Here is a 21,040-nt window from a genome sequence, read left to right as displayed (position 1 = left end):
CGTCTTCCGGAGGATATTTCATGCGTTTGCGTGCTGCCCTTTCCGCTGCCTTCCTCGCCGCCGGCGCCGCGCTGGCGGTGGCCGCGCCCGCGTCCGCGGTCGCGAACGGCAACGATGTGGCGCCCGGCGAGTATCCGTTCGCGGCCAAGCTGTCCATGCCCGTCATCCCGAAGGCGGACGGCACCACTTATTCGAGCGGATGCTCGGGTTCGCTCATCGCGCCGCAGTGGATCATCACCGCCGGACACTGTTTCCACGACGTCGACCGCAAGCCGGTTTCCGGCCCGGTGCCGTACAAAACTTCGGTGCTGCTCGGCGCGACCACCGACGAACCCGGCAAGGGCGTGCGGCGCAACGTCACCGAGGTGCAGCAGGCGGGCGTCAACGACGTCGCGATCGCCAAGCTCGACCAGCCGGTCACCGAAATCAAGCCGCTGACCGTCTCGCCCGCCGCGCCGACCAACGGCCAGAAGGTGCTGCTCGCCGGATGGGGCAGCCTCACCGAGGTTTCGCCGAAGCCGTCGGACAAGCTGCAGCAGGGCGAAATGCAGGTCGTCGGCTCGGACGCCACCACCGCGACCATCGTCGGCGTCGCGCCGAAGAAGGACACCAGCGCGTGCAGCTACGACTCGGGCGCGCCGTACTTCGTCGACGACGGCGACCACACCGGCCGCCTCATCTCGGTCGAGTCGACCGGCCCGGACTGCCCCCACGCCACGCCCGAGACGACCGCGCGCGTCGACATCCTCAAGGACTGGATCGCCTCGCACGTCCAGTGAGGGCAAGTCGCGAGATCGGTCGGTTTTCGTCGCCCATCAAGGGAATTCCGCATCGCGGACGGTGTCGTTAGCGTGGAAGGCCGAGTTCATCGGCATCCGCCGGTGGCACCGGACGAAGGGACAGAATGCGCGTCCGCGCCGCGATCTCCGCAGCAGTACTCCTGCCCATCCTCGCCGCGAGCCCGGCTCTCGCCGTCGCCAACGGTTCTGACGTCCCAGCAGGCCAATTCGGCTTCGCCGCGAAGCTGAGCATGACCGGAATCCCGCTGCCGAACGGAAGCACGTACTCGAGCTTCTGTTCGGCAGCGCTCGTCGCGCCGCAGTGGATCGTCACCACCGGCCACTGTTTCCACGACGCCAACAAGAACCGCGTGTCCGGCCCGGTCCCGTACCCGACGGCGGTGTCGCTGGGCCTGGTCGACGAGACCAAGGAAAAGGGCGTCCAGCGCAAGGTGACACAGGTGCTGCAAGCCGGCCCGAACGACGTCGCGCTGGCCAAGCTCGACAGCCCGGTCACCGAGGTCAAGCCGCTGACGGTGAACCACCTGGTGCCGGGCGTCGGACAGCAGGTCACGCTGGCCGGCTGGGGCAGCCGGACAGCGCAGAATCCGGTGCCGACCAAGCAGTTGCAGCAGGGCACGATGAAGATCTCGGCGGTCGGCGGCACGACGGTCGGCATCCACGGCGTCTCTCCCTCGGCCTCCACCAGTGCGTGCACCTACGACACCGGCGCGCCGTATTTCACCGACGGCAAGCTGATCTCGATCGAGAACAACGGCCCGGACTGCCCGCACACCGGCGCGGAAACGACGTCGCGCATCGACGTGATCGCCGACTGGATCGACGAGCACGCGAAGTGAGTACGGTGGAAGGGCCGCCGACCTGAGGAGAGTCGCATGCCCGAGCCGATTTTGACCGCTGTCGCCACCGCGCTGGCCACGAAGGCCGCGACCGGGCTGTACGACCTGGTCAAGCGCAAGTTCTCCGGCAACAGCAAGGCAACCGCGGAACTGGAGGCGGCCACCCCCGACAACCCGGCCACGGTCGCGGCCCTCGCCGAACGCCTCGACGAGGCCGGCCGCCAGGACCCGGAATTCGGTGCCGCGCTGCGCACCGAGTTCGAGGTGCACCAGGAAGCACGCAGCGGCGGCGTGACGAACCACGTCGGGACGGTGGCCGAAGGGGCCAAGGTCGTCCAGCTGCGTGACGTACAAGGCAATATCAGCCTCTGAGCCTTTTCCGGCGACCGGCACGGAGCGCGATCGGTAGGATCGCTCTCCGTGCCGTCGTCGTCTTTCCCCGTGCCGCGCCGATGGCGCACCGTGCCCACGGAACGGACGATGCTGGCGGTAGTCCACAACGTCACCGCGGCGACGCGACTGCTGGACGTGCTGCCGTTGTTCGCGGGAGACCCCCGGGTGCAGGTGGTGTTCACGTGCCCGGATTCGAGCGCGTTCACCCGGGGGACGGAGGAGTACCTCGCCGCGCGCGGGATCCCGCTGGAACCGTGGGCGGACGTCGTGGGCGAGGACTTCGACTGGGCATTGGCCGCCAGTTACGGCGGGGATTTGCAGGAATTGCGTGCTCCGTTAACGGTTCTGCCGCACGGAATGGGGTACAATAAATTCTTGGAAACCGGAAACCGGAAACCGGAAACCGGAAACCGGAAACCGGAAACCGGAAACCGGAAACCGGTTTTCGGGTTGTCCGAGCAATGGCTGATGCATCACGGCGAGGTGATCGCCGAACACCACGTGCTGTCCCATCCCGAGCAGCTCGCCCGGCTGCGCGAGTACTGCCCGGAGGCCGCTGACCACGCCGTCATTGCCGGAGACTCCTGCCTCGACCGCCTGCGAGACGCCCGCGAACTGCGCGAATCCTACCGCCAGGCCCTAGGCGTAACCGGCGAGCAAACCCTGGTGCTGATCTCGTCCACGTGGGGCTGGCTCTCGTCCTACGGCTCCGGCCCCGATCTCCCCGCCCGCATCGCGCACCAACTGCCATTGGACGAATTCGCGGTAGTACTAGCCCTGCACCCCAACATCGGCCAGGGCCATTACCCGTGGCAGCTAAAAATGTGGCTGCAGAAATGCGAAAAAGCTGGCGTAATCGTCTTGCCGGAAGAAGACCTGTGGCAACCAGCCGCAGTAGCCGCCGACGTCACCATCGGCGACCACGGCTCCGTCACCTACTACTCCGCCTGCCTAGGCACCCCGGTCCTGCTGGCCGCCGCCCCGCACGAAGCCGTCGATCCAGACTCCCCGGTAGCCGCCCTGCTGCGCACCGCCCCCGCGCTGACCAGCGAAAACCTAGCCGACCAGCTCCGTACCGCGACCCAGCCCGCCGATCTGGTCGCCGCGACCGCACTCGCCACCAGCGTCCCCGGACAGTCGGCGGCCCTCCTGACTGAACTCGGCTACCGCACGCTCAATCTCCCGCCGCCAGCTCAACCAGCCGGATTCACCGCGTTCCCGTTGCCGCGCGTCCGCCGCCCCGAGCCTGGCGCACAGTGGATCCAGGTCCGCGGCGACGAAGTCACCAGATTCGCCGCCGAAGCTGCCGACGCGCACCTGGTCGTCCACGTCGACGGCCCCGACCCGCGCCTGCTGCGCCGCGCCGACATCGTGCTGGGCGACCAATTCCCCGAGCCAGGCCGTTGGATCGCCACCACGCTCGCCGAATTCCCCGGTTGCGAATGGGCCGCCTGCCCCACCGCGGCCGGCTGGCTGGCCGGCAGCCGCGACGGTCTCGTCGTGTCCTACACCGGCACCGACCTGCCGCAGGCCGTGCCGTCGCTGCTGTACACCCGCGACCGGCTAGGCCTGGATTTCCCCGAACAACTGCCCTTCACCGCGGGCGGCCGCAAGCACGAGGCCAAGCTCACTGTCCACTATGGATAGTCAGAGCCGACCGAGCCAGATCAGCAGATCGGCCGCCTCCGCCGTAAAACCGTGCAGCCGCGCGATGCTCAACGCGTCCTCCACGTGCGCCTTCGCCTGATCGCGGAAACCCCGCGCGAGCGCCGCCTCCGCACGCGACCACAACGCGGCAATGCGTTCCCGGTGCAACCGCGACTGTTCCGCCACCGAGTCGAGTTCGGCCAGCTCAGCCGCGCCTTCCTCGTACGAACCGGCCTCGATCAGCTTCCGCCCCCGCCACAACCGGATCTTCACCAGATTGCCCGGTTCATCCTTCAGGTCCTGCTCCGCTTGCGCCAGCAGCACGGCCGCTTCCTCCGGCGGCACGACCTTGGCCAGATGCATCTGGATCAACCCGAGCCGCCGACGAGCACCGATCTGCTCGGCAAGCGCGAGACTCTCCCGGAGGCAGACTTCCGCCTGTTCCAGCAACGAAACCGCGTCGTCCGGCCGCCCCTGCTGCCGCGCGATCAACCCAGGCTCGAAGAACGCGAGCCCGCGGGCTTCCAGCGCGGACGCGTGTTCCTCCGGTGTCGTAGCCAGCTCGGCCGCCGCGGCGTACTGCTCTTGCGCCCCAGCCCAATCCCGCCGCTGCATCCGAGCGAACCCAAGCTGCGTACGGACCTGCCCTTCGGCAAGCGGCATCCCGGCGGCCTGCGCGGCCTGCACCGCGTCCTGGCTCACCGCCGCCAGCTCGACGGGGTAAGCACCGTCCTTGTAGACCGGCCACAACGCCCTGGCCAGCCGAATCACGTCCTCGTGCGCCCCGGCCTGCAACGCGACCTCCGCCGCGGCAAGCAGATTCGCCTGCTCGGCGAACAACCACTCCCAAGCGTCCGCCTCCGGCACCGACGCACGGACGAAGCCCGGCCAGATCTTCTCCGGCCAGCGGGTGTGCAGCGCCCGTTCCGCGATCTTGAGCCCATGTCCGGCGTAGTACCCGACCACGATCTCTTCAAGGTCGCCGCCCAGCCCGGCGGCGTGCAGGCGAGCCAGCTCGGACATCCGGTACCGGCCCTTGATGACCTCGATCAGCTTGGCCGAAACCAGGTTCTCCAACGCGTCCTCGGCGTCGAACTCGTCAAGGCTGAGGACCGCCGCGACGGTTTCCAGCCGAACGTCCCCGCTGCCCGGATGCGCGCCGAACAACCGGTACGCGGCTTGCTCCCGCTCGCCCATCAGGTCGTAGGCGACGTCGAACACCGCGCTGGCCAGGGCACCTTTCGCCCGGATCCGCGCGAGCAGCCGCTGCACCGTCCCGCCCTGCCGGGCGAGGATCATGCCCGCGACGTTGAGTTCCGCGGCAGATCCAGCGCAAATCCGCAGCAGTTCTTCCCGCTGCTCCGGCTCCGCGGCAAGCTTTTCCTCGCCCACCAATGCGGTGAGCACGCCCAGCGCCGCCTCGTCGCTCAACGGCTCCAGCTCGACGTCTCGCGCGGAATACCGGGCCCGCAGCGCTTCCAGCCCCGAGCCGACCACGAGCACGTACGACCCGGGATGCGTCGGCAGCAGCGCCTTCACCTCAGCCGCGCTCAACGCGTCGTCGACCAGCAACGCGACCTTGAACTCGGCGGTCTGCGCCTGCCACATCGCCGAGCGGCCTTCGAGGCTCGCCGGCATCTCGTCCAGCCCGTATCCCAGCTTGGACAGCAGCTCGGCCAGCACGTCCGCGCCCACCCGGTGGCCCACGCGCACCTCGTAGATCCGGTCAAACCGGCCCTGATGCTGGTGCAGCCAGGTTTCGCACAACGTCGTCCGCCCGCTGCCCGGCGCACCCCGCACGGTCGCGATCGCGACCCGGTCGCTTGCGGCGTCGTGGATCTCGGTGAGCAGATCAAGCTGCGGCTGGTTGTTCCGGTAATGCTCCGGCGGCGCCTGGACCTGCAACGCCGGTGCCGCGGGCTGCTTCGGCCCGTGGAAATGCACGCTGCCGTACACATCCCGCGCCTGGAAGACCTTGTCCGCCTCGCCGTCGAAGTAGTTGCCGTCGCTCACCGTTTCCCCCGCCCAGCCGGTCCCGGCTCAGGCTACCGGAAACGTCACGGTCCGTGTCCAGCCTTTCACCACGATCAGGTCCAGGTAAGGTTCTGTCCAGGAATTCCAGGACGGATTTGGTAGAATTGAATTGAGCAGCAAAGCAGCAAAGCAGCAAAGCAGCAAAGCAGCAAAGCAGCAAAGCAGCAAAGCAGCAAAGCAGCAAAGCAGCAAAGCAGGTGGCGGACCTTCGACCCGGTGGTCGTGCTCGGGGTCGTGCGCACCTGGACTTCGGCGATCAAGCTGCTCGAGGTCTGCCGCCTCTTCCAGGATGACCAGCGGATTCGCTTCACGTTCACAGTGGACCGCGGGTCCCGGTTCAGCGCGGGTGTCGAGGAGCTGCTCGCCCGCGCACAAGCGCATTGCACCCCCTGGGAAAATGTCCCGCAGCTCAATTACGCACTCGCCATCACGGCAAGCGAAAATATTGATTTCGACCACGTCTCCGGACCGGTGCTCGTCCTTCCGCACGGCGTCGGATTCCACAAGTACGTCCCCGACTCCGGTTCCGCCGGCACCCGGCTTTCCGGACTGATCCCGACGGCCGCGCTGCGGTCCGGGCGGGTGCTGATGGCGGTGTCGCATCCCAGCCAGCAGCGGCAACTGCGCGACGCCGACCCGCTCACCGACGGTCAGACCGTGGTCGTCGGCGACCCGCAGTTCGAGCAGCTTCTCCGGAGCGATCCGCACCGCGACCACTACCGCGCCACCCTCGGCGTGACCGGCCGGAAGTTCGTGCTGGTCAGCTCCACCTGGGGAGAAACGTCCCTGATCGGCCGACGACCGAGGCTGCCCGCCGAACTGCTGGCCGCCCTGGACTACGACGCCGCCGCCGTCGGTCTCGTCCTGCATCCCAACGTCTGGTCGCGCTACCGGCCCTTCCAGATCCATTCTTGGTTCGCCGCCGCCGAAGAGGCCGGGTTACTACTCCTGCCGCCCGAACGCGGATGGCAGGCCGCGATCGTCGCCGCGGACGTCGTCGTCGGCGACCACGGCTCGGTCTCCCTGCTGGCCGCCGCGACCGGACGGCCGTTGCTGCTCGGCGCGTTCGGCAGCGAGGTCGTGCCCGGCACCAGCGCCGACCTGCTCGGCCAGCACGCGTCCCGGCTCACCAGAGACCGCCCGCTGCGTACCCAGATCGAGGAGGCGGAAACTCAGCCCTGGCAACAAGATCTCGCCGAACGCACCTTCGCCAACCCACACGGCGCGACCGAGGAACTCCACGCACTCGTGCTCCGGTTAGCTGGCCTAGACCCCCAGCCCCTGACGCTCCTGCGCGCCCCAGACCCGGACCCGCGCCCGTCCGTTCCGCGCGCGTTCACCACATACCCGGAGTTCACCGACCCGGATTCGCTTACCCTGCACCGTTTTCCCCGCTCAGTAGAAGAATGGAAACCAGACTTCGACCGTGCGTCAACCAAACTGAGACACGTAGTAGCCGACGAAAGCGACGACAACCTAGGCCGGATCGGCAACGCCACCGTGCTCACAAGAACAGCACCACGCCCCGCCCCAGAAGACTGGTGCGCCAACGCATTACGGCTCCACCCCGCCTGCACCCTGGCCGCGGCCGCCGTTCCGGGCGGATGCGTCGCCCTCACCAGAGACGGCAAAACGTTCACCGTCACCGGCTCAGCAGACCTCGCCGCGCTGGCCTCCGCACTGCACGCCTGCGTGGAGATCGGCCGCGCAGGAGGTCCGCTATCCCTACGACTCGGCTCCGTCGAGACCACCATCGTCTTCTGACGCCAGCTTCTCGGCCCGCGGACTGCCCAGCTCTCGATACAACTGAACCGCCCGCTCCAGGTGACGACGTGCCTCCGCCGAATCCTCGACGAGCGCCGCGTGCAGCGCTTCCCGGGCCTGAGCTTCGTAAAACGTCGCCCCGCTCGCCTGAAACGCCTCCGCCGCCTCAATCAACGCGTCAACCCCACCCGGCACCCCGGCCCGTACCCGCACCTGCCCGGTGATCAACAAGGCACGCGCCGCCAACCGTCCGTCACCACGCTCGCTGAACGTCCGATGCGCCGCCTCCAGCTCGCGCAGTCCCTCCGCATCACCGAGCGACTGACCAAGAAACATCCGGCTCAGCGCCTCCCCGCGCTCCTCGCCAGCCTCCTCGTTCAGCGCGATCGACTCCCGATACCTCTGCCGCGCCCGCTCCGGCTGCCCGGTCAAATCGTGGTACCGGCCAGCGAATTCCCGCACCGACGCCCGCAGCACCAGATGCCCGTCCGCGTCCGCCAGCTCGATCGAGCGGCCGACGAACCCTCCGGCTTGCTCGAACTGTTCGAGATCCGTCAACGGCCGCGACGCCAGACTGAGCAACCGCGCCTCCGCCGCCCGGTTCCCCGCTTCCGCCGCGGCCTTGATGCCGTGCCGGAGACTGCTGAGCGAATCGGCATACCGCTTGCGATCGAAGTAGTAGGCCGCGAGCGACTCGGCGAGCTGCCAAATCTCGTCCACCAGGCCGATTTCCCTGGCCACCGGCAGCAGCTCGTGCAGCGCGTGCCGATTCTCCTCGAACCAGGCGAGCCCGTTGGCTCGCCGGTCGCCGGAGAAGGGATCCGGAATCGCCGGCGCGTCCGCGACCCGGAGCCGCTCAACCCCGATCATCGCGGCGTCCGCGTAGTAAGCGACGTCGCGGAACGCGCACACCACCCGGGCGAGCGCCTCGTACGTCTCCTCGTCGCCCAGCCCCGAAAGGCTCGCCGCGTGATCGTGGACGAGCGGATGCATGAAGTACCGGCCGCGCTCCTCCTGAAGCACCTTCAGCAGGACCAGCTCGGCGAGAATGTCCCCCGAGGCAACCTCGTCGAGACCGATGAGCAGCTGAAAGACCGGCGCGGTGAACTCGACCGCCGGATACGCGCCGAGCAGCCGATACGCCCGCCGGGCTGGCTCGGCGGCTTCCTGATAGGTCGCTTCGAACACCGGCTCCCCCTTCTTGGGCCCGCGGTCGGATCGCATCAGCTCGGCACGCGAACGACGAAGCCGCGCCGCCAGCTCCGGCAGCGAAGGACACCGCCCGACCACGACGAGCGTCGCGGCGTTTCGCAGGGACAACGGCAATCCGCCGCAGTAGCCGAGAATCTCCGCGAGCAGCGGATCGTCCGCGTCGACCTCGAGTCCGCTCAGCTCCCGAAACAGCTCGGCGGCCTGGTCCTTGTCGAGCGGTTCGAGCTTGATCATCTCCCCGCCGAGTTCGCGCACCTCGATCGGCGATTCCACCCGCCCCGCGGCGAGCACCAGCCAATCCTGCCCGCCAGGCAGCAATTGCAGGATCTGCTCGGCCTCGGTGACGTTCTCCAGCAACATCACCCCAGCCGCCCCGGACGACCGGCTCCGCCACAAACTCGGCAACCCGGATTCGGCGGGCATCACCTCGTCCCGGACCCCGTCGCGGCGCAGCAGCGAACGCAGGGCCGCCGAAATCACCGGCTCCCCGTCGACCGTGTGTGTCGAGTAATCGGTGTAATAGGCCCCGCCGGGATAACGGTCTTTCACCCGCTCAGCGATAAACCGGGCCAACGCACGCCGCCCGACCCCGGTCAACCCGTCGAACACCACCAGCGGCGCACGCTGATCGTCAAGACATGCCTCGATCAGCTTGTCCCGCCCGACCAACCGCCGCAACGCACGCGGCGTTTCGTGCGGCACCACCCGTTCGGGCAGCTGCTGATTGACCGTGCCGATGTAGTTCGCCTGCACAACGGAACTGCCGCCGCGCACCGATCCGACTTCGTTGTGCACCAGTCCACCCCTCACCCCGAGTGACCGCCAGCCTACCGATTCACCGTGGCGCGAGCAGCAACATCGACCCGTCTTCCCAGTACAAAGAGGCAGGCGAAGAACTCCATTGCGCCCGCCCCTCCCACACCACGACCGGCTCCGGATCCCGCACCTCAACCAACGCCACCCGCGCCGCCCCGCGCACCACCGCGATCTCCCCGCCGCACTCCCGCAACCCCGCAGCGACCGCAAACGCCTGCCCACGCGCCGGCCCGCTAGGCACCGCCACCGGCTTCCGCCGCCGCTTCGGAACCGTCACGAACTCCCACAGCGCGGCAACCGGCCAGGTGAGGTGGGCGAGAATCTCAAGAACAACCTCCGCGACGCACCCCAGCGACCGGTCAGTCTGCCGCCGCCGATCGCGCCTCACCTTGACCCGCCCGAGCACCACCACGCGCACCGGCTCGCCCCACTGCCCCTCGAAGTACTGCTCGACTTGGCCCATCAGTACCTGCTCAGCCGGCGGGGCGAGGGAAAGAAAAGCGAAAAGACGATGAGCAGATTGGCCGAGTTGAGCACCGCCGCGACGACTGGAATGCTCAGGTAGAGCCCGATCGGCACGGTGAAGTGCAGCTGTCCCACTCCGGAGTAGCCGCCCGACGTCGTCACGGAAATGACTTCCCAGAGAACGAATCCGATGGTCGACAGCCAGGCTGGAATAGCCGTCCCCAATTGGCCTCCGAGCACGGTAGCCGAAGACAGGCACCGCGACGATGACGAGAAGACCGATCCCAGCGCTCGCGGAACCCCAGCGCACGTGGTAGCCCGGATCGCCGCAACCAGCCCAGGAGGAAACCACCGAACAGGAGGCACCGCCGCAAACCCCATCGGCAACTACTTTCCGCAGACTGCCGAACACGCTACACAAGACCGTCGGCCAGCCAAAACGCTCCCGGACCGAAGCAAGCGGACTACGAATGACGAAACGCAAACTCCTTATGACAGCCTTTTCCGCCGTTATTGTCGCAACCGCCGGGGTTGTCGTAGCAGTGCAGCGCGACGATGACTCGGCGGCAAAACCGTGCGATATCCCGGACGTGGTTCAGGAACATCCGACGTCAGCGAAGCACGCACCGAGCGGCGGAGCGATCGAAGTCGCGGAAAAAGGCGTTTCTTCATCAGGCTTGGCAAGCATGGGCGCAGTGCTGCACAACACCAGCGACCACATCGCCTACCGAACCAAAATAACGCTCAAAGTGATCGTCTCGGTCAACGGCCTGCCACCCGGCCCCATCCAGGGCGCGCCGATGACGATGGAGATCCCGGTGCTGCTGCCAGGTCAGCGAACAGGCATCGGCAGGACCCTCATCAACATCGGCGGCACAAACAAGGTGCACTCGGCCGACGTAGAAATCCAGACAACAACCTGGCTGCCAAACGGCGCACTAGGCACATTCGCCCCAACGACAGACACCCACGAATCCACCAGCCGCTCCCAGTCATCCCCACCAGCAGACACGGTGAGCTACACAGAAAAATCAACCAACTGCCGAGCACTGACCAGCCGCCGCACAGCCGTAGTCTTCCGCGACGCAAACGGCAAAATCACCGGCGGCGACCTAGTCCCCCCAGACGGCAAAGGCAACCCACCCGCCAGCCCTCAAGCCCCTCCAGCAAGCCCGTCCTGCTCACCGGGAGAACGCAAAACCTGGATCGTCCCCCTGCAACACATCCCGCAAACCGCAGACGACACCCAGACCGAACTGTCCTCCTACTGCGACCTCAACCCCCCACCCAACGACACAAACAACGCCCTCTAACGCAACTCTCCGCACCCACCCAACCACCCACCGCCACACAACCAGAACCCGAAAATGTGTCCTGGCCCACCCCAAACCCAACCACCCCACCAACCGCCACCGAAGGCACCGCGGGGCTCCGGGGGCTCGGCCCCCGGGCAGAAGAACGACCGACAAACGGAAAAGGCCCCCAGTCGCGCAAGCGGCTGGGGGCCTGACCATGGTGGGCGAGGAGGGAGTTGAACCCTCACGTCCTTTCGGACACACGGACCTGAACCGTGCGCGTCTGCCATTCCGCCACTCGCCCGAGTTGCTTCCTTGAGGCAGCCAGCAAAGCTTAGCAGGGCCTTCTGACGGGTTTCACCGGGGGCATGCCCAACCCTTCCTCCCCCGGATAGGATCGATGCGGAAGCACACGTGTGAGGAGGTTGTCCCCGGTGGGTCGCGTTGAGCGCTTTGACAGGCGACTCGAGAACCTGGTGGGGAATACTTTCGCGCGCATGTTCGGCGGCAACGTCGTCACGCAGGAAGTGGCGGTTGCGCTCGAGAGGGAAGGCGAGGAGAACGTTCGTGAGCTGGCAGGCGGTCGGCAGCTCGCCCCGAATCACTACATCGTGTCATTGGGGGCGGCTGACCATGATCGCATGGCCGGCGATGAGCAGCGGGTCACCGGGGTTCTCGCCAAGGCGGTGGCGGAACACCTCGCCGCACAGGGCTGGGACACCTATGGTGACGTCGTCGTATCACTCGAGCGCAACGAGGCGCTGCATACTGGACAGTTCAAGACCCGTTCGTCCGTCGATCCCGACGCCCGCGGCACCGCGGGGGAAGGGCCGTCGCGGTCGGCACGACCCAGCAACGCAGGAGACCCACCAATGAGCCAGCCCCCCGGCTACGGCCAATACGACCAGGGTGACCCGTACGGCCAGCAGGGCCAGTACGGCTACGGACAGCAGGGTGGCCAGCAGCCCGGGTACGACCAGGGTTATGGCGGTCAGCCGCAGCAGGGCTACGACCAGGGCTACGGCGGCCAGCCCCAGCAGGGCTACGACCAGTACGGCGGCCAGGGCCAGCAGCCCGGATACGACCAGGGCTACGGCGGGCAGCCGCAGCAGGGCTACGACCAGGGCTACGGCCAGCAGCCCGGGTACGACCAGGGCTATGGCGGCCAGGCCCCGCAGGGCGGGTACGACCAGGGCTACGGGCAGCCGCCGCAGCAGGGCTATGACCAGGGTTACGGCGGGCAGCCGCAGCAGGGCTACGACCAGGGCTACGGTCAGCAGGGCGGGTACGACCAGTACGGCGGCCAGCCGCAGGCCGGGTACGGCCAGGACCCGTACGCGCAGCAGGGCGCGCCGGCGGCCGGACGGCAGCTTCAGGCGAGCCTGCAGCTGGACGACGGCTCCAACCGCACCTACTCGCTGAAGCAGGGCGCGAACGTGGTCGGCCGCGGCCAGGACGCCGACTTCCGGCTCCCGGACACCGGCGTGTCCCGGCGGCACCTGGAGATCACCTGGGACGGCCAGAGCGCGACGCTCGCCGACATCGGTTCGACCAACGGGTCCACGGTCAACGGCACTCCGGTGCAGACGTGGCAGCTGGCCGACGGCGACGTGATCCGGGTGGGCCATTCGTCTCTGGTGTTCCGAACCCAGGGCTGATCGCAGACCGTCCACGGGGTTCCCGCAGAATTGTCGTGCGGGGGGAACCGCGGCGCGCGTGGCGTCGCGGCTTGCAGGCACAGGCGGGAGCGGACACAACAAGTGCCAGAGCTGGTCGTTCAACTCACCAGAGTGGGCTTTCTCGTGCTGCTCTGGCTCTTTGTGTTCGCTGCTTTGCGGGTGGTGCGCTCGGACCTCTACGCCGCGTCGGGCCTTCGGGTCCAGGTGCCGTCCTTCCGCCGCAACAAAGAGAAGAAGCCGCGGGGCAGCAAGGCCCCGCAGCAACTGCTCGTGACACACGGGGCCCTCGCGGGCACCCGCATCGCGCTCGACGGGCGGCCGATCCTCATCGGCCGGGCCGACGACTCGACGCTGGTGCTCGACGACGACTACGCATCGACCCGGCACGCCCGGATCGCGCTGCGCGGGGAGGACTGGTACGTGGAAGATCTGGGCTCGACGAACGGGACCTACCTCGACCGGGCTAAGGTCACTGCACCCCTCCGGGTCCCGCTCGGAGTCCCCATCCGGATCGGCAAGACGGTGATCGAGCTTCGCCCATGACTCTCGTCCTCCGCTACGCGGCCCGCAGCGACCGGGGCCTGGTGCGTTCCAACAACCAGGACTCCGTGTACGCCGGCCCGCGTCTCCTCGCGCTCGCCGACGGCATGGGCGGGCACGCAGCAGGTGAGGTGGCCAGCAAGGTCGTCATCGCCTCGCTCGCCCCGCTCGACGACGACGAACCCGGCGACGACCTGCTCGCCCAGCTCCGCGAAGCCGTCCAGAACGGCAACGCGGCCATCGCCGAACTGGTGTCTCAGGACCCCGACCTCGACGGCATGGGCACCACGCTCACCGCCGTCCTGTTCGCGGGAAACCGGCTGGGCCTGGTGCACGTAGGCGACTCGCGCGCGTACCTGATGCGCGGCGGCCAGTTCGCCCAGATCACCCGGGACGACAGCTTCGTCAACGAACTGCTCGAACAGGGCCGCATCACGCCGGAAGAGGCGGCGGTGCACCCGCAGCGGTCGCTGCTGCTGAAGGCGCTCACCGGGCACGAGGTCGAGCCCAGCCTCACCGTGCGCGAGGCGCGTCCCGGTGACCGGTACCTGATTTGCTCGGACGGACTGTCCGGCATGGTCAGCGACGAAACGCTCGCCGAGGCCGTGCAGATCCCGGATCCGCAGGACTGCGCCGACCGGATGATCGAGCTGGCGCTCAAGGGCGGCGGCACGGACAACGTGACCGTGATCATCGCCGACGTGGTCGACGTCGATTTCGGCGACGACGCCCCGATCGTGGGCGGTGCCGCAGGCGACGGCAGCGACGAGATGCATCAGGGCGACTCCCCCGCGGCCAGAGCGCGCGCGCTGACTCAGCCGCCGCCTCCGCCGAGGCAGGAACCGCAAACTCCGCAAGAGGACCCGAAGGCGAAACGGCGGAAACGGTTCCGCTGGCTCGTCGGGGCGGTCGTGGTGCTGATCGTGCTGGGCGCCGCCGCGATCGCGACTCGATACTTCGTGCTCAGCCAGTACTACGTCGGAGAGGGACCCGATCAGGAGGTCGTGATCTACCGCGGCGTCCCGGGCAGCATCCTCGGCATCGACCTGCACGCGCTCGAACAGGGCTCGTGCCCGCCGGGCCAGCTGTGCACCGACAAGCTCCGCGTCACCGCGTTGCAGGAGGACGCCCGGATCGCCGTGCAGAACGGCGTGAAGCGCGAAAGCCTCGACGACGCGCGCAAGTACATCGACGATTTCCTGCGGCTCAAGAAGAAGCTGTCGGACTGCAAGCCGCCGGGCACTTCCGGCGCCCCGCTGCCGGGTACTCCCAGCTCGAGCGCGCAGCCTCCCGGCGGCACGCCTTCGTCGGCGAACCAGCCTGCGGGGAGGGACTGCTCGACGGCGGGTACGCCGCCGACAGGGGGCGGTAACTGATGGGCCAGCCATTGGCCGACCCGACGTCCGCCCAGTTCGCCACGAATCCGCCGCGAGACCTCCCGAAACGCCGGGGCACGGAACTCGCGCTGCTGGCGTTCGCGGCGGGCATCGTCACCCTGGCGCTGGTCATCGTCGAAGCCAACCAGGAGCAGGAGCTGACGCTCTCGATCCTGTGGGTGGGGCTGGCGTACCTCGGCGTGCTCGCCACGACGCACTTCGCCGTGCGCCGCTGGGCCCCGTACGCCGATCCGGTGCTGCTGCCGTGCGTCGCGCTGCTCAACGGGATCGGGCTGGTGATGATCCACCGGCTCGACCTGGCGAAGGCCGAATCGGCGTTGCAGCGCGGCAAGGAGTACTCGCCGGAGATCACCAAACAGCTGCTCTTCACCGCCGTTTCGCTGGTGCTGTTCGTGATCGTGCTGGTAGTCGTCAACGACCACCGCACGCTGACCCGCTACAGCTACATCGCCGGGCTGATCGGGCTCGGCGCGCTGGCGCTGCCCGCGGTGCTGCCCGCCAGCCTGTCCGAGGCGGGCGGCGCGAAGGTGTGGCTGAAGCTGCCGTTCGTCTCGATCCAGCCGGGCGAGTTCGCGAAGCTGCTGCTGATGATCTTCTTCGCGTCGTTCCTCGTGTCCAAACGCGATTTGTTCATGGTGGCGGGCAAGAAGTTCCTCGGCGTCGAACTGCCACGCGCCCGCGATCTCGGCCCCATCCTGATCGCCGCCGCGGTCGCGATCGGCGTGCTCGTGTTCGAGAAGGACCTCGGCACGTCGCTGCTGTATTTCAGCATCATCCTGGTGATGCTCTACGTCGCGACCGAGCGCGTGATCTGGGTCGTCGTCGGGCTGACGTTCTTCGTGGGCGGCTGCCTCATCGCCTACAACCTGTTCGGCCACGTCCAGCAGCGGGTGGAGAACTGGCTCAACCCCACCGGCCCGCGCTACGACGTGCTCGGCGGCAGCTACCAGCTCGCGCAGGGCCTGTTCGGGCTCGGCACCGGCGGCGTCGGCGGCACCGGGCTCGGCGCGGGCCGCCCGGACATCCCGCCCGCCGCGAGCACCGACTTCATCACCGCCGCGATCGGCGAGGAACTCGGCTTCATCGGGCTGGCCGCGGTGCTGATGCTGTACGTGCTGCTCGCGATGCGCGGCATGCGCAGCGCGCTGGCCGTGCGCGACACGTTCGGCAAGCTGCTCGGCGGCGGGCTCGCCTTCACCATCGTGATCCAGGTCTTCGTGGTCGTCGGCGGCGTCACCGCGCTCATCCCGGAAACCGGCGTCACCGCGCCGTTCCTGTCCTACGGCGGCTCCTCGCTGCTGGCGAACTACATCCTGGTCGCCCTGATGCTGCGCATTTCGGACGCGGCGCGCAGGCCGGCCTCCCGGCCGAAGCCGCAGCAGCCGCAGGCTCCGATCGCCGAAGCGCACACCGTGATGGTGCGGCGCCCGCCAGCCGAAGGCGACCTGAACGGGAGGACCGCGTGAACGCGCCCCTGCGCAAGGTCGGCATGGCGATGCTCGTGATGATCGTGCTGCTGCTGGCCAACGACACCTACGTCCAGGTCATCAAGGCCGACACGTACCGCACCGACCCGCGCAACCAGCGGGTGCTCTACGACGAGTACTCCCGCCAGCGCGGCCAGATCGTCACGCCGGACGGCACCGTGCTCGCCGGCGTGAAGCCCTCGACCGACAAGTTCAAGTTCTTCCGCACCTACGCCGACGGCCCGATGTACGCCCCGGTCACCGGGTACTACTCGATCAACTACGGCGCGGGCGGGCTCGAGCGCACCGAGGACGACGTGCTGAACGGGTCGGACCCGCGGCTGTTCGTGCGGCGGCTGTCGGACATGGTCACCGGCCGCGATCCGCGCGGCGGCAACGTGAAGCTCACCATCGACCCGAAGGTGCAGAAGGCCGCCTACGACCTGATGACGAAGCGCGGCTACACCGGCGCGGTGGTCGCGATGGAGCCGAAGACCGGCCGCATCCTGGCGATGGTGTCGACCCCGTCGTACGACCCGAACCAGCTGGCCACGCACGGCACCGACCAGAACAAGGCGTGGGACGCCTACTCCAAGGACAAGAACAACCCGATGCTGAACCGGGCGATCTCGGAGAACTACCCGCCGGGGTCGACGTTCAAGATCGTCACCGCCAGCGCGGCGCTGGAGAGCGGGATCGGCCCGGACACCCAGATCAGCACCGCGCCGAACGTCCAGCTGCCGGGCACGAACACGACGCTGGAGAACTACGGCGGCGAGACCTGCCCCGGCAACACGTTCAAGGACGCGCTGGCGCACTCGTGCAACGTGCCGTTCGCGACGTTCGCGGGCCAGCTCGGCGCGGACAAGATGAAGGCGACCGCGGCCAACTTCGGCATCGGGCAGACCGACCTGACCGTGCCGATGCGGGTCGTCGGCTCGACCGTCGGCCCGCTCGACTCGCCGGGCGCGCTCTACCAGAGCGGCATCGGCCAGCGCGACGTCCGGCTCACCCCGCTGCAAGACTGCCTGCTCTCGGCGACCGTCGCCAACGGCGGCATCGCGATGAAGCCCCAGCTGATCCAGTCGAAGCTGGCCCCGGACCTGTCGACGATCGAGGACGTCGACCCGGAGCAGCTCACCGGAAAGCCCGCGCTGTCGCCGGAGAACGACAAGATCCTCACCGACATGATGATCGCGTCGGAGTCCTTCACCAAGGGCGGCGGCAAGAACGACGCGCTGAAGATCGCGTCGAAGACCGGTACCGCCGAGCACGGCACCGACTCCAAGAACACCGCGCCGCACGCCTGGTACACCGCGTTCGCGCCGTCGGACAACCCGCAGATCGCCGTGTCGGTCATCGTCGAGAACGGCGGCAACCGCGGTCTCGCCGCGACCGGTGGCTCGGTGGCCGCCGAGATCGGCCGTGCCGCCATCGCCGCCCGGCTCGGGGGTGGATAGCCGATGCTGTCCTCGGGTCAGCTGCTGGCCGAGCGCTACAAGCTGACGAACCGGATCGCCGTCGGCGGGATGGGCGAGGTCTGGCAGGCGAGCGACACCCGGCTCGACCGGGTCGTCGCGGTGAAGGTGCTGAAGGCCGAACTGTCCGGCGACGCCGAATTCCTGCACCGGTTCCGCACCGAGGCGCGGATGACCGCCTCGCTCAACCACGCCGGGATCGCCGCGGTGCACGACTACGGCGAGACGGTCAACGAAGACCTCTCCATCGCGTACCTGGTGATGGAGTACGTGGAGGGCGATCCGCTCGCGGGCATCCTCGCCAAGCACGGGCGGCTCACCGCGGACTACACGCTCGACCTGCTCGAACAGGCCGGCACCGCGCTGCAGGCGGCACACGAGCAGGGCCTGGTGCACCGCGACGTGAAGCCGGGCAACATCCTGGTCACGCCCGCGGGCAAGGTGAAGATCACCGACTTCGGCGTGGCCAAGGCGGCGGACGCGGCCCCGGTCACCCGGTCCGGCATGGTCATGGGCACGGCGCACTACATCGCGCCGGAGCAGGCGCTCGGCCAGGACGCGGAACCGGCCAGCGACGTCTATTCGCTCGCCGTGTGCGGGTACGAATGCCTCGCCGGGCACCGGCCGTTCCTGTCCGAGAACGCCGTGACGGTCGCGATGATGCACATCCGCGACGTCCCGCCGCCGCTCCCGCCGGACGTCCCGCCGGGCGCGCGGGCGGTGATCGAGGCGACGCTCGTGAAGGATCCCCGGCAGCGGTACGCGAGCGGCGGCGAGTTCGCCGGCGCGGTGGCCGCGGTCCGGGCCGGCCGCCCGCTGCCCACCCCGCTCGGTCTGGTCAACGCCGCGTACGCGGCTGGCCAGGCGCCACCGGTTCCGCCCCCAGTGCCGCAGGCGGCCGCCGGAGCGCCGATCGGGCCAAGCTCCAATCCGGCGTTCCGGACGCTGCCCGGTCCGCCGGTGCAACCGGTCCCGCCGGTGCCGCCGCCGAGGCGGAATCAGTGGGGCTGGTGGGTGCTGCTCGCGGTGGTCGTCGTCGTGGTCCTGGTGGCCGTGGCGTTCCTCATCGCGAGAGTGGTGTCCTCCGGCAACGGCGGGACGCCGCGAAGCGTGGACAGCGGGAGCGGACCGACCTCAGCCACCCCGGCCGGTACGAGCGAGGCCCAGGGCCTGCAAGGCATGATGACCACACCTTGGACGGAATGGAACGGCACGAAGCGATGACGACACCCAGACTGCTCTCCAATCGGTACGAGCTGGGCGACACGCTCGGGTACGGCGGTATGTCCGAGGTCCACCATGGGCATGACGTGCGGCTGGGCCGGGAAGTCGCGATCAAGGTCCTGCGCGCGGACCTCGCCCGCGATCCGCAGTTCCAGGAGCGATTCCGGCGCGAGGCGCAGAACGCCGCCGCGCTGAACCATCCCGCGATCGTCGCCGTGTACGACACCGGCGAGGCGAACACCGACGTCGGGCCGCTGCCCTACATCGTCATGGAGTACGTCGAGGGCCGGACGCTGCGCGACATCGTCAAGACCGAGGGCCCGCTGTCGCAGAAGCGCGCGATGGAGGTCATGGCCGACGTCTGCGCCGCGCTCGACTTCTCGCACCGGCACGGCATCGTGCACCGCGACGTGAAGCCGGCGAACGTGATGATCACGAAGAACGGCGCCGTCAAGGTGATGGACTTCGGCATCGCGCGCGCCATGCACGACGGCCAGTCGGCGATGACGCAGACCGCGGCCGTCATCGGCACCGCCCAGTACCTCTCGCCGGAGCAGGCGCGCGGCGAGTCGGTGGACGCCCGGTCGGACGTCTACGCGGCGGGCTGCGTGCTCTACGAACTGATCACCGGCGAGCCGCCGTTCACCGGCGATTCCCCGGTGGCGGTGGCGTATCAGCACGTGCGGGAGGACCCGAACCCGCCGTCGTCGGTGAACCCGGCGGTGTCGCCGGAACTGGACGCGGTCGTGCTGAAGGCGCTGGCCAAGGGCCCGGCGAACCGGTACCAGTCGGCCGCCGAAATGCGCTCGGACCTGGTCCGGACGCTGTCCGGGCAGCGGCCGTCGGCTCCGATGGTGATGTCGGACGACGAGCGCACCCAGGTGATGAACGCCGACCGCCGCCAGCCGCAGGTCTACGACGACTACTCCGACGAGCCGGAGGAGGACCCGCGGGCCAAACGCCGCCGCCGGATCATCTTCTCGGTGATCGCCGCGCTGCTCGTGGCGGGCGTCGCGCTGCTGATCGTGTGGCTGTCCGGATCGTTCCGCGACACCAACAAGGAAGCGCAGATCCCGCCGGTGGTCAACCAGCCGGTGGTGCAGGCGAAGGCGGCGCTGCAGCAGTCGGGCTTCTCGTCGTTCGCGCCGAACAAGATACTGGTGTGCGGGCCCGAGGCCACCAACCCCGGCGGGCAGACGTGCACCGAGGACCAGATCGACAAGGTCATCGCGATCGACCCGCAGGTCGGCGCAACGGTGTCGACCACGACGCAGATCACCCTCACCGTCGGCCAGAAACCGGGCAGCACCACCGTGCCGGACCTGCACGGCAAGTCGCCGGACGAGGCGAAGTCGGCGCTCGAGCAGGCCAAGCTGAAGCTGGGCAACACGACCTCGAAGACCGTCGAGAACCAGAGCGACGTCGGCAAGATCGTGTCGCAGAGCCCGACCGCGAACTCCGCGGCCGCCGAGGGCACGGCGGTGGACATCGTCGTCGGCTCCGGCGTCGCGCAGAAGCAGGTGCCGAACACGGTCGGCCAGGACTACGAGACGGCGAAGCAGACGCTGGAGAACGCCGGTTTCCAGGTCAAGCGCACCGACCAGAACTCGGACAAGCCGAAGGACCAGGTCATCGACCAGCAGCCCAACGGCGGCAACCTGCCGCCGAACAGCACGGTGAAGCTGACCGTGTCGTCCGGGCCGCAGCAGATCCAGATGCCGGACCTGACCGGGATGACCGAGGAGCAGGCGACCCAGCAGCTGCAGAGCCTGGGCTGGTCGGGCAGCATCCAGACGCAGACGACGCCGTTCGGCAGCGGCAAGCCGAACACCGTGGTGAAGCAGAGCCCGCAGCCGGGCAGCAAGATCAGCCCGACCCAGGCGGTCACGCTGACGATGAAGGCGGACGACGGCGGTTCGCCGACGTCGAGTTCCGACGGCGGGATCTTCCCGCCACGAGGATGACCCGCTCGTAAGGAGGGCCCGCACGGT

The 21,040-nt window shown here is 68.4% G+C and carries 17 protein-coding genes and 1 tRNA gene; 13 read left to right on the top strand and 5 right to left on the bottom strand.

Translation table 11 applies throughout. The features are described from left to right. Positions 1-20: 20 nt before the first annotated feature. From ACFSVL_RS29315 to ACFSVL_RS29300, 4 genes are all read left to right on the top strand, one after another. Positions 21-779, top strand: a complete 759-nt coding sequence (locus ACFSVL_RS29315) for a S1 family peptidase (RefSeq protein WP_378308782.1) — start codon at positions 21-23, stop codon at positions 777-779. A gap of 125 nt (positions 780-904) precedes the next feature. Then, positions 905-1,639 carry a S1 family peptidase gene (locus ACFSVL_RS29310; protein ID WP_378308781.1) on the top strand — a complete coding sequence of 245 codons (735 nt, stop codon included), beginning with the start codon at positions 905-907 and terminating at the stop codon, positions 1,637-1,639. A gap of 36 nt (positions 1,640-1,675) precedes the next feature. Continuing rightward, positions 1,676-2,011: a hypothetical protein gene (locus ACFSVL_RS29305; protein ID WP_378308780.1), complete on the top strand. Its 336-nt coding sequence runs from the start codon at positions 1,676-1,678 to the stop codon at positions 2,009-2,011. Between the two features lie 108 nt (positions 2,012-2,119). After that, positions 2,120-3,679: a hypothetical protein gene (locus tag ACFSVL_RS29300; RefSeq protein ID WP_378308779.1), complete on the top strand. Its 1,560-nt coding sequence runs from the start codon at positions 2,120-2,122 to the stop codon at positions 3,677-3,679. On the opposite strand, the gene ACFSVL_RS29295 is transcribed toward ACFSVL_RS29300, so the two are convergent. Continuing rightward, positions 3,680-5,692, bottom strand: a complete 2,013-nt coding sequence (locus tag ACFSVL_RS29295; RefSeq protein WP_378308778.1) for an NB-ARC domain-containing protein — start codon at positions 5,690-5,692, stop codon at positions 3,680-3,682. A gap of 237 nt (positions 5,693-5,929) precedes the next feature. Between ACFSVL_RS29295 and ACFSVL_RS29290 the strand changes: the two genes are divergently transcribed. Continuing rightward, positions 5,930-7,477: a hypothetical protein gene (locus ACFSVL_RS29290; RefSeq protein ID WP_378308777.1), complete on the top strand. Its 1,548-nt coding sequence runs from the start codon at positions 5,930-5,932 to the stop codon at positions 7,475-7,477. On the opposite strand, the gene ACFSVL_RS29285 is transcribed toward ACFSVL_RS29290, so the two are convergent. From ACFSVL_RS29285 to ACFSVL_RS29275, 3 genes are read right to left on the bottom strand one after another with little or no spacing between them, the layout of a single operon-like run. Further along, positions 7,439-9,484, bottom strand: a complete 2,046-nt coding sequence (locus ACFSVL_RS29285) for a hypothetical protein (RefSeq protein ID WP_378308776.1) — start codon at positions 9,482-9,484, stop codon at positions 7,439-7,441. The two genes, ACFSVL_RS29290 and ACFSVL_RS29285, sit on opposite strands and share 39 nt — an antisense overlap. 40 nt (positions 9,485-9,524) lie before the next feature. After that, a complete protein-coding gene (locus ACFSVL_RS29280) occupies positions 9,525-9,968 on the bottom strand; it encodes a hypothetical protein (protein WP_378308775.1) in 444 nt (147 codons plus the stop codon). Next, positions 9,968-10,132, bottom strand: coding sequence for a hypothetical protein (locus tag ACFSVL_RS29275; RefSeq protein ID WP_378308774.1), 165 nt, complete (start codon positions 10,130-10,132; stop codon positions 9,968-9,970). Before ACFSVL_RS29275 ends, ACFSVL_RS29280 begins: the two co-directional genes overlap by 1 nt. A 308-nt stretch (positions 10,133-10,440) precedes the next feature. On the opposite strand from ACFSVL_RS29275, the gene ACFSVL_RS29270 reads away from it, so the two are divergent. Then, positions 10,441-11,283, top strand: coding sequence for a hypothetical protein (locus ACFSVL_RS29270; protein ID WP_378308773.1), 843 nt, complete (start codon positions 10,441-10,443; stop codon positions 11,281-11,283). Positions 11,284-11,483: 200 nt separating this feature from the next. Here ACFSVL_RS29270 and ACFSVL_RS29265 read toward each other — a convergent pair. Then, positions 11,484-11,569: transfer RNA gene (locus ACFSVL_RS29265), tRNA-Leu, on the bottom strand. A 130-nt stretch (positions 11,570-11,699) separates the two neighbouring features. Between ACFSVL_RS29265 and ACFSVL_RS29260 the strand changes: the two genes are divergently transcribed. The 7 genes from ACFSVL_RS29260 to pknB all read left to right on the top strand — a co-directional run bounded on the left by ACFSVL_RS29260 (position 11,700) and on the right by pknB (position 21,013). Then, on the top strand, positions 11,700-12,923 hold the full coding sequence (locus ACFSVL_RS29260; RefSeq protein WP_378308772.1) for a DUF3662 and FHA domain-containing protein: 1,224 nt from the start codon (positions 11,700-11,702) through the stop codon (positions 12,921-12,923). 102 nt (positions 12,924-13,025) lie between these two features. Further along, on the top strand, positions 13,026-13,487 hold the full coding sequence (locus ACFSVL_RS29255; RefSeq protein ID WP_037718919.1) for an FHA domain-containing protein FhaB/FipA: 462 nt from the start codon (positions 13,026-13,028) through the stop codon (positions 13,485-13,487). After that, the gene (locus ACFSVL_RS29250; protein ID WP_378308771.1) at positions 13,484-14,860 is read left to right on the top strand and encodes a PP2C family protein-serine/threonine phosphatase; all 1,377 of its coding nucleotides are present in this window, start codon (positions 13,484-13,486) and stop codon (positions 14,858-14,860) included. The genes ACFSVL_RS29255 and ACFSVL_RS29250 overlap by 4 nt, the downstream gene beginning before the upstream one ends. Further along, positions 14,860-16,347, top strand: a complete 1,488-nt coding sequence (locus tag ACFSVL_RS29245) for an FtsW/RodA/SpoVE family cell cycle protein (RefSeq protein ID WP_378308770.1) — start codon at positions 14,860-14,862, stop codon at positions 16,345-16,347. Before ACFSVL_RS29250 ends, ACFSVL_RS29245 begins: the two co-directional genes overlap by 1 nt. Beyond that, the gene (locus ACFSVL_RS29240) at positions 16,344-17,807 is read left to right on the top strand and encodes a peptidoglycan D,D-transpeptidase FtsI family protein (protein ID WP_378308769.1); all 1,464 of its coding nucleotides are present in this window, start codon (positions 16,344-16,346) and stop codon (positions 17,805-17,807) included. The genes ACFSVL_RS29245 and ACFSVL_RS29240 overlap by 4 nt, the downstream gene beginning before the upstream one ends. A gap of 3 nt (positions 17,808-17,810) precedes the next feature. Further along, on the top strand, positions 17,811-19,049 hold the full coding sequence (locus ACFSVL_RS29235; protein ID WP_378308768.1) for a serine/threonine-protein kinase: 1,239 nt from the start codon (positions 17,811-17,813) through the stop codon (positions 19,047-19,049). Further along, positions 19,046-21,013 carry a Stk1 family PASTA domain-containing Ser/Thr kinase gene (gene pknB, locus ACFSVL_RS29230; RefSeq protein ID WP_378308964.1) on the top strand — a complete coding sequence of 656 codons (1,968 nt, stop codon included), beginning with the start codon at positions 19,046-19,048 and terminating at the stop codon, positions 21,011-21,013. Before ACFSVL_RS29235 ends, pknB begins: the two co-directional genes overlap by 4 nt. Positions 21,014-21,040 lie beyond the last annotated feature (27 nt).

This window comes from Amycolatopsis silviterrae (genome assembly GCF_042684085.1).
GTDB lineage: Bacteria > Actinomycetota > Actinomycetes > Mycobacteriales > Pseudonocardiaceae > Amycolatopsis > Amycolatopsis silviterrae.
The sequence above is the reverse complement of the archived record's forward strand: the minus strand, read 5'-3'. Positions and strand labels throughout refer to the sequence as shown.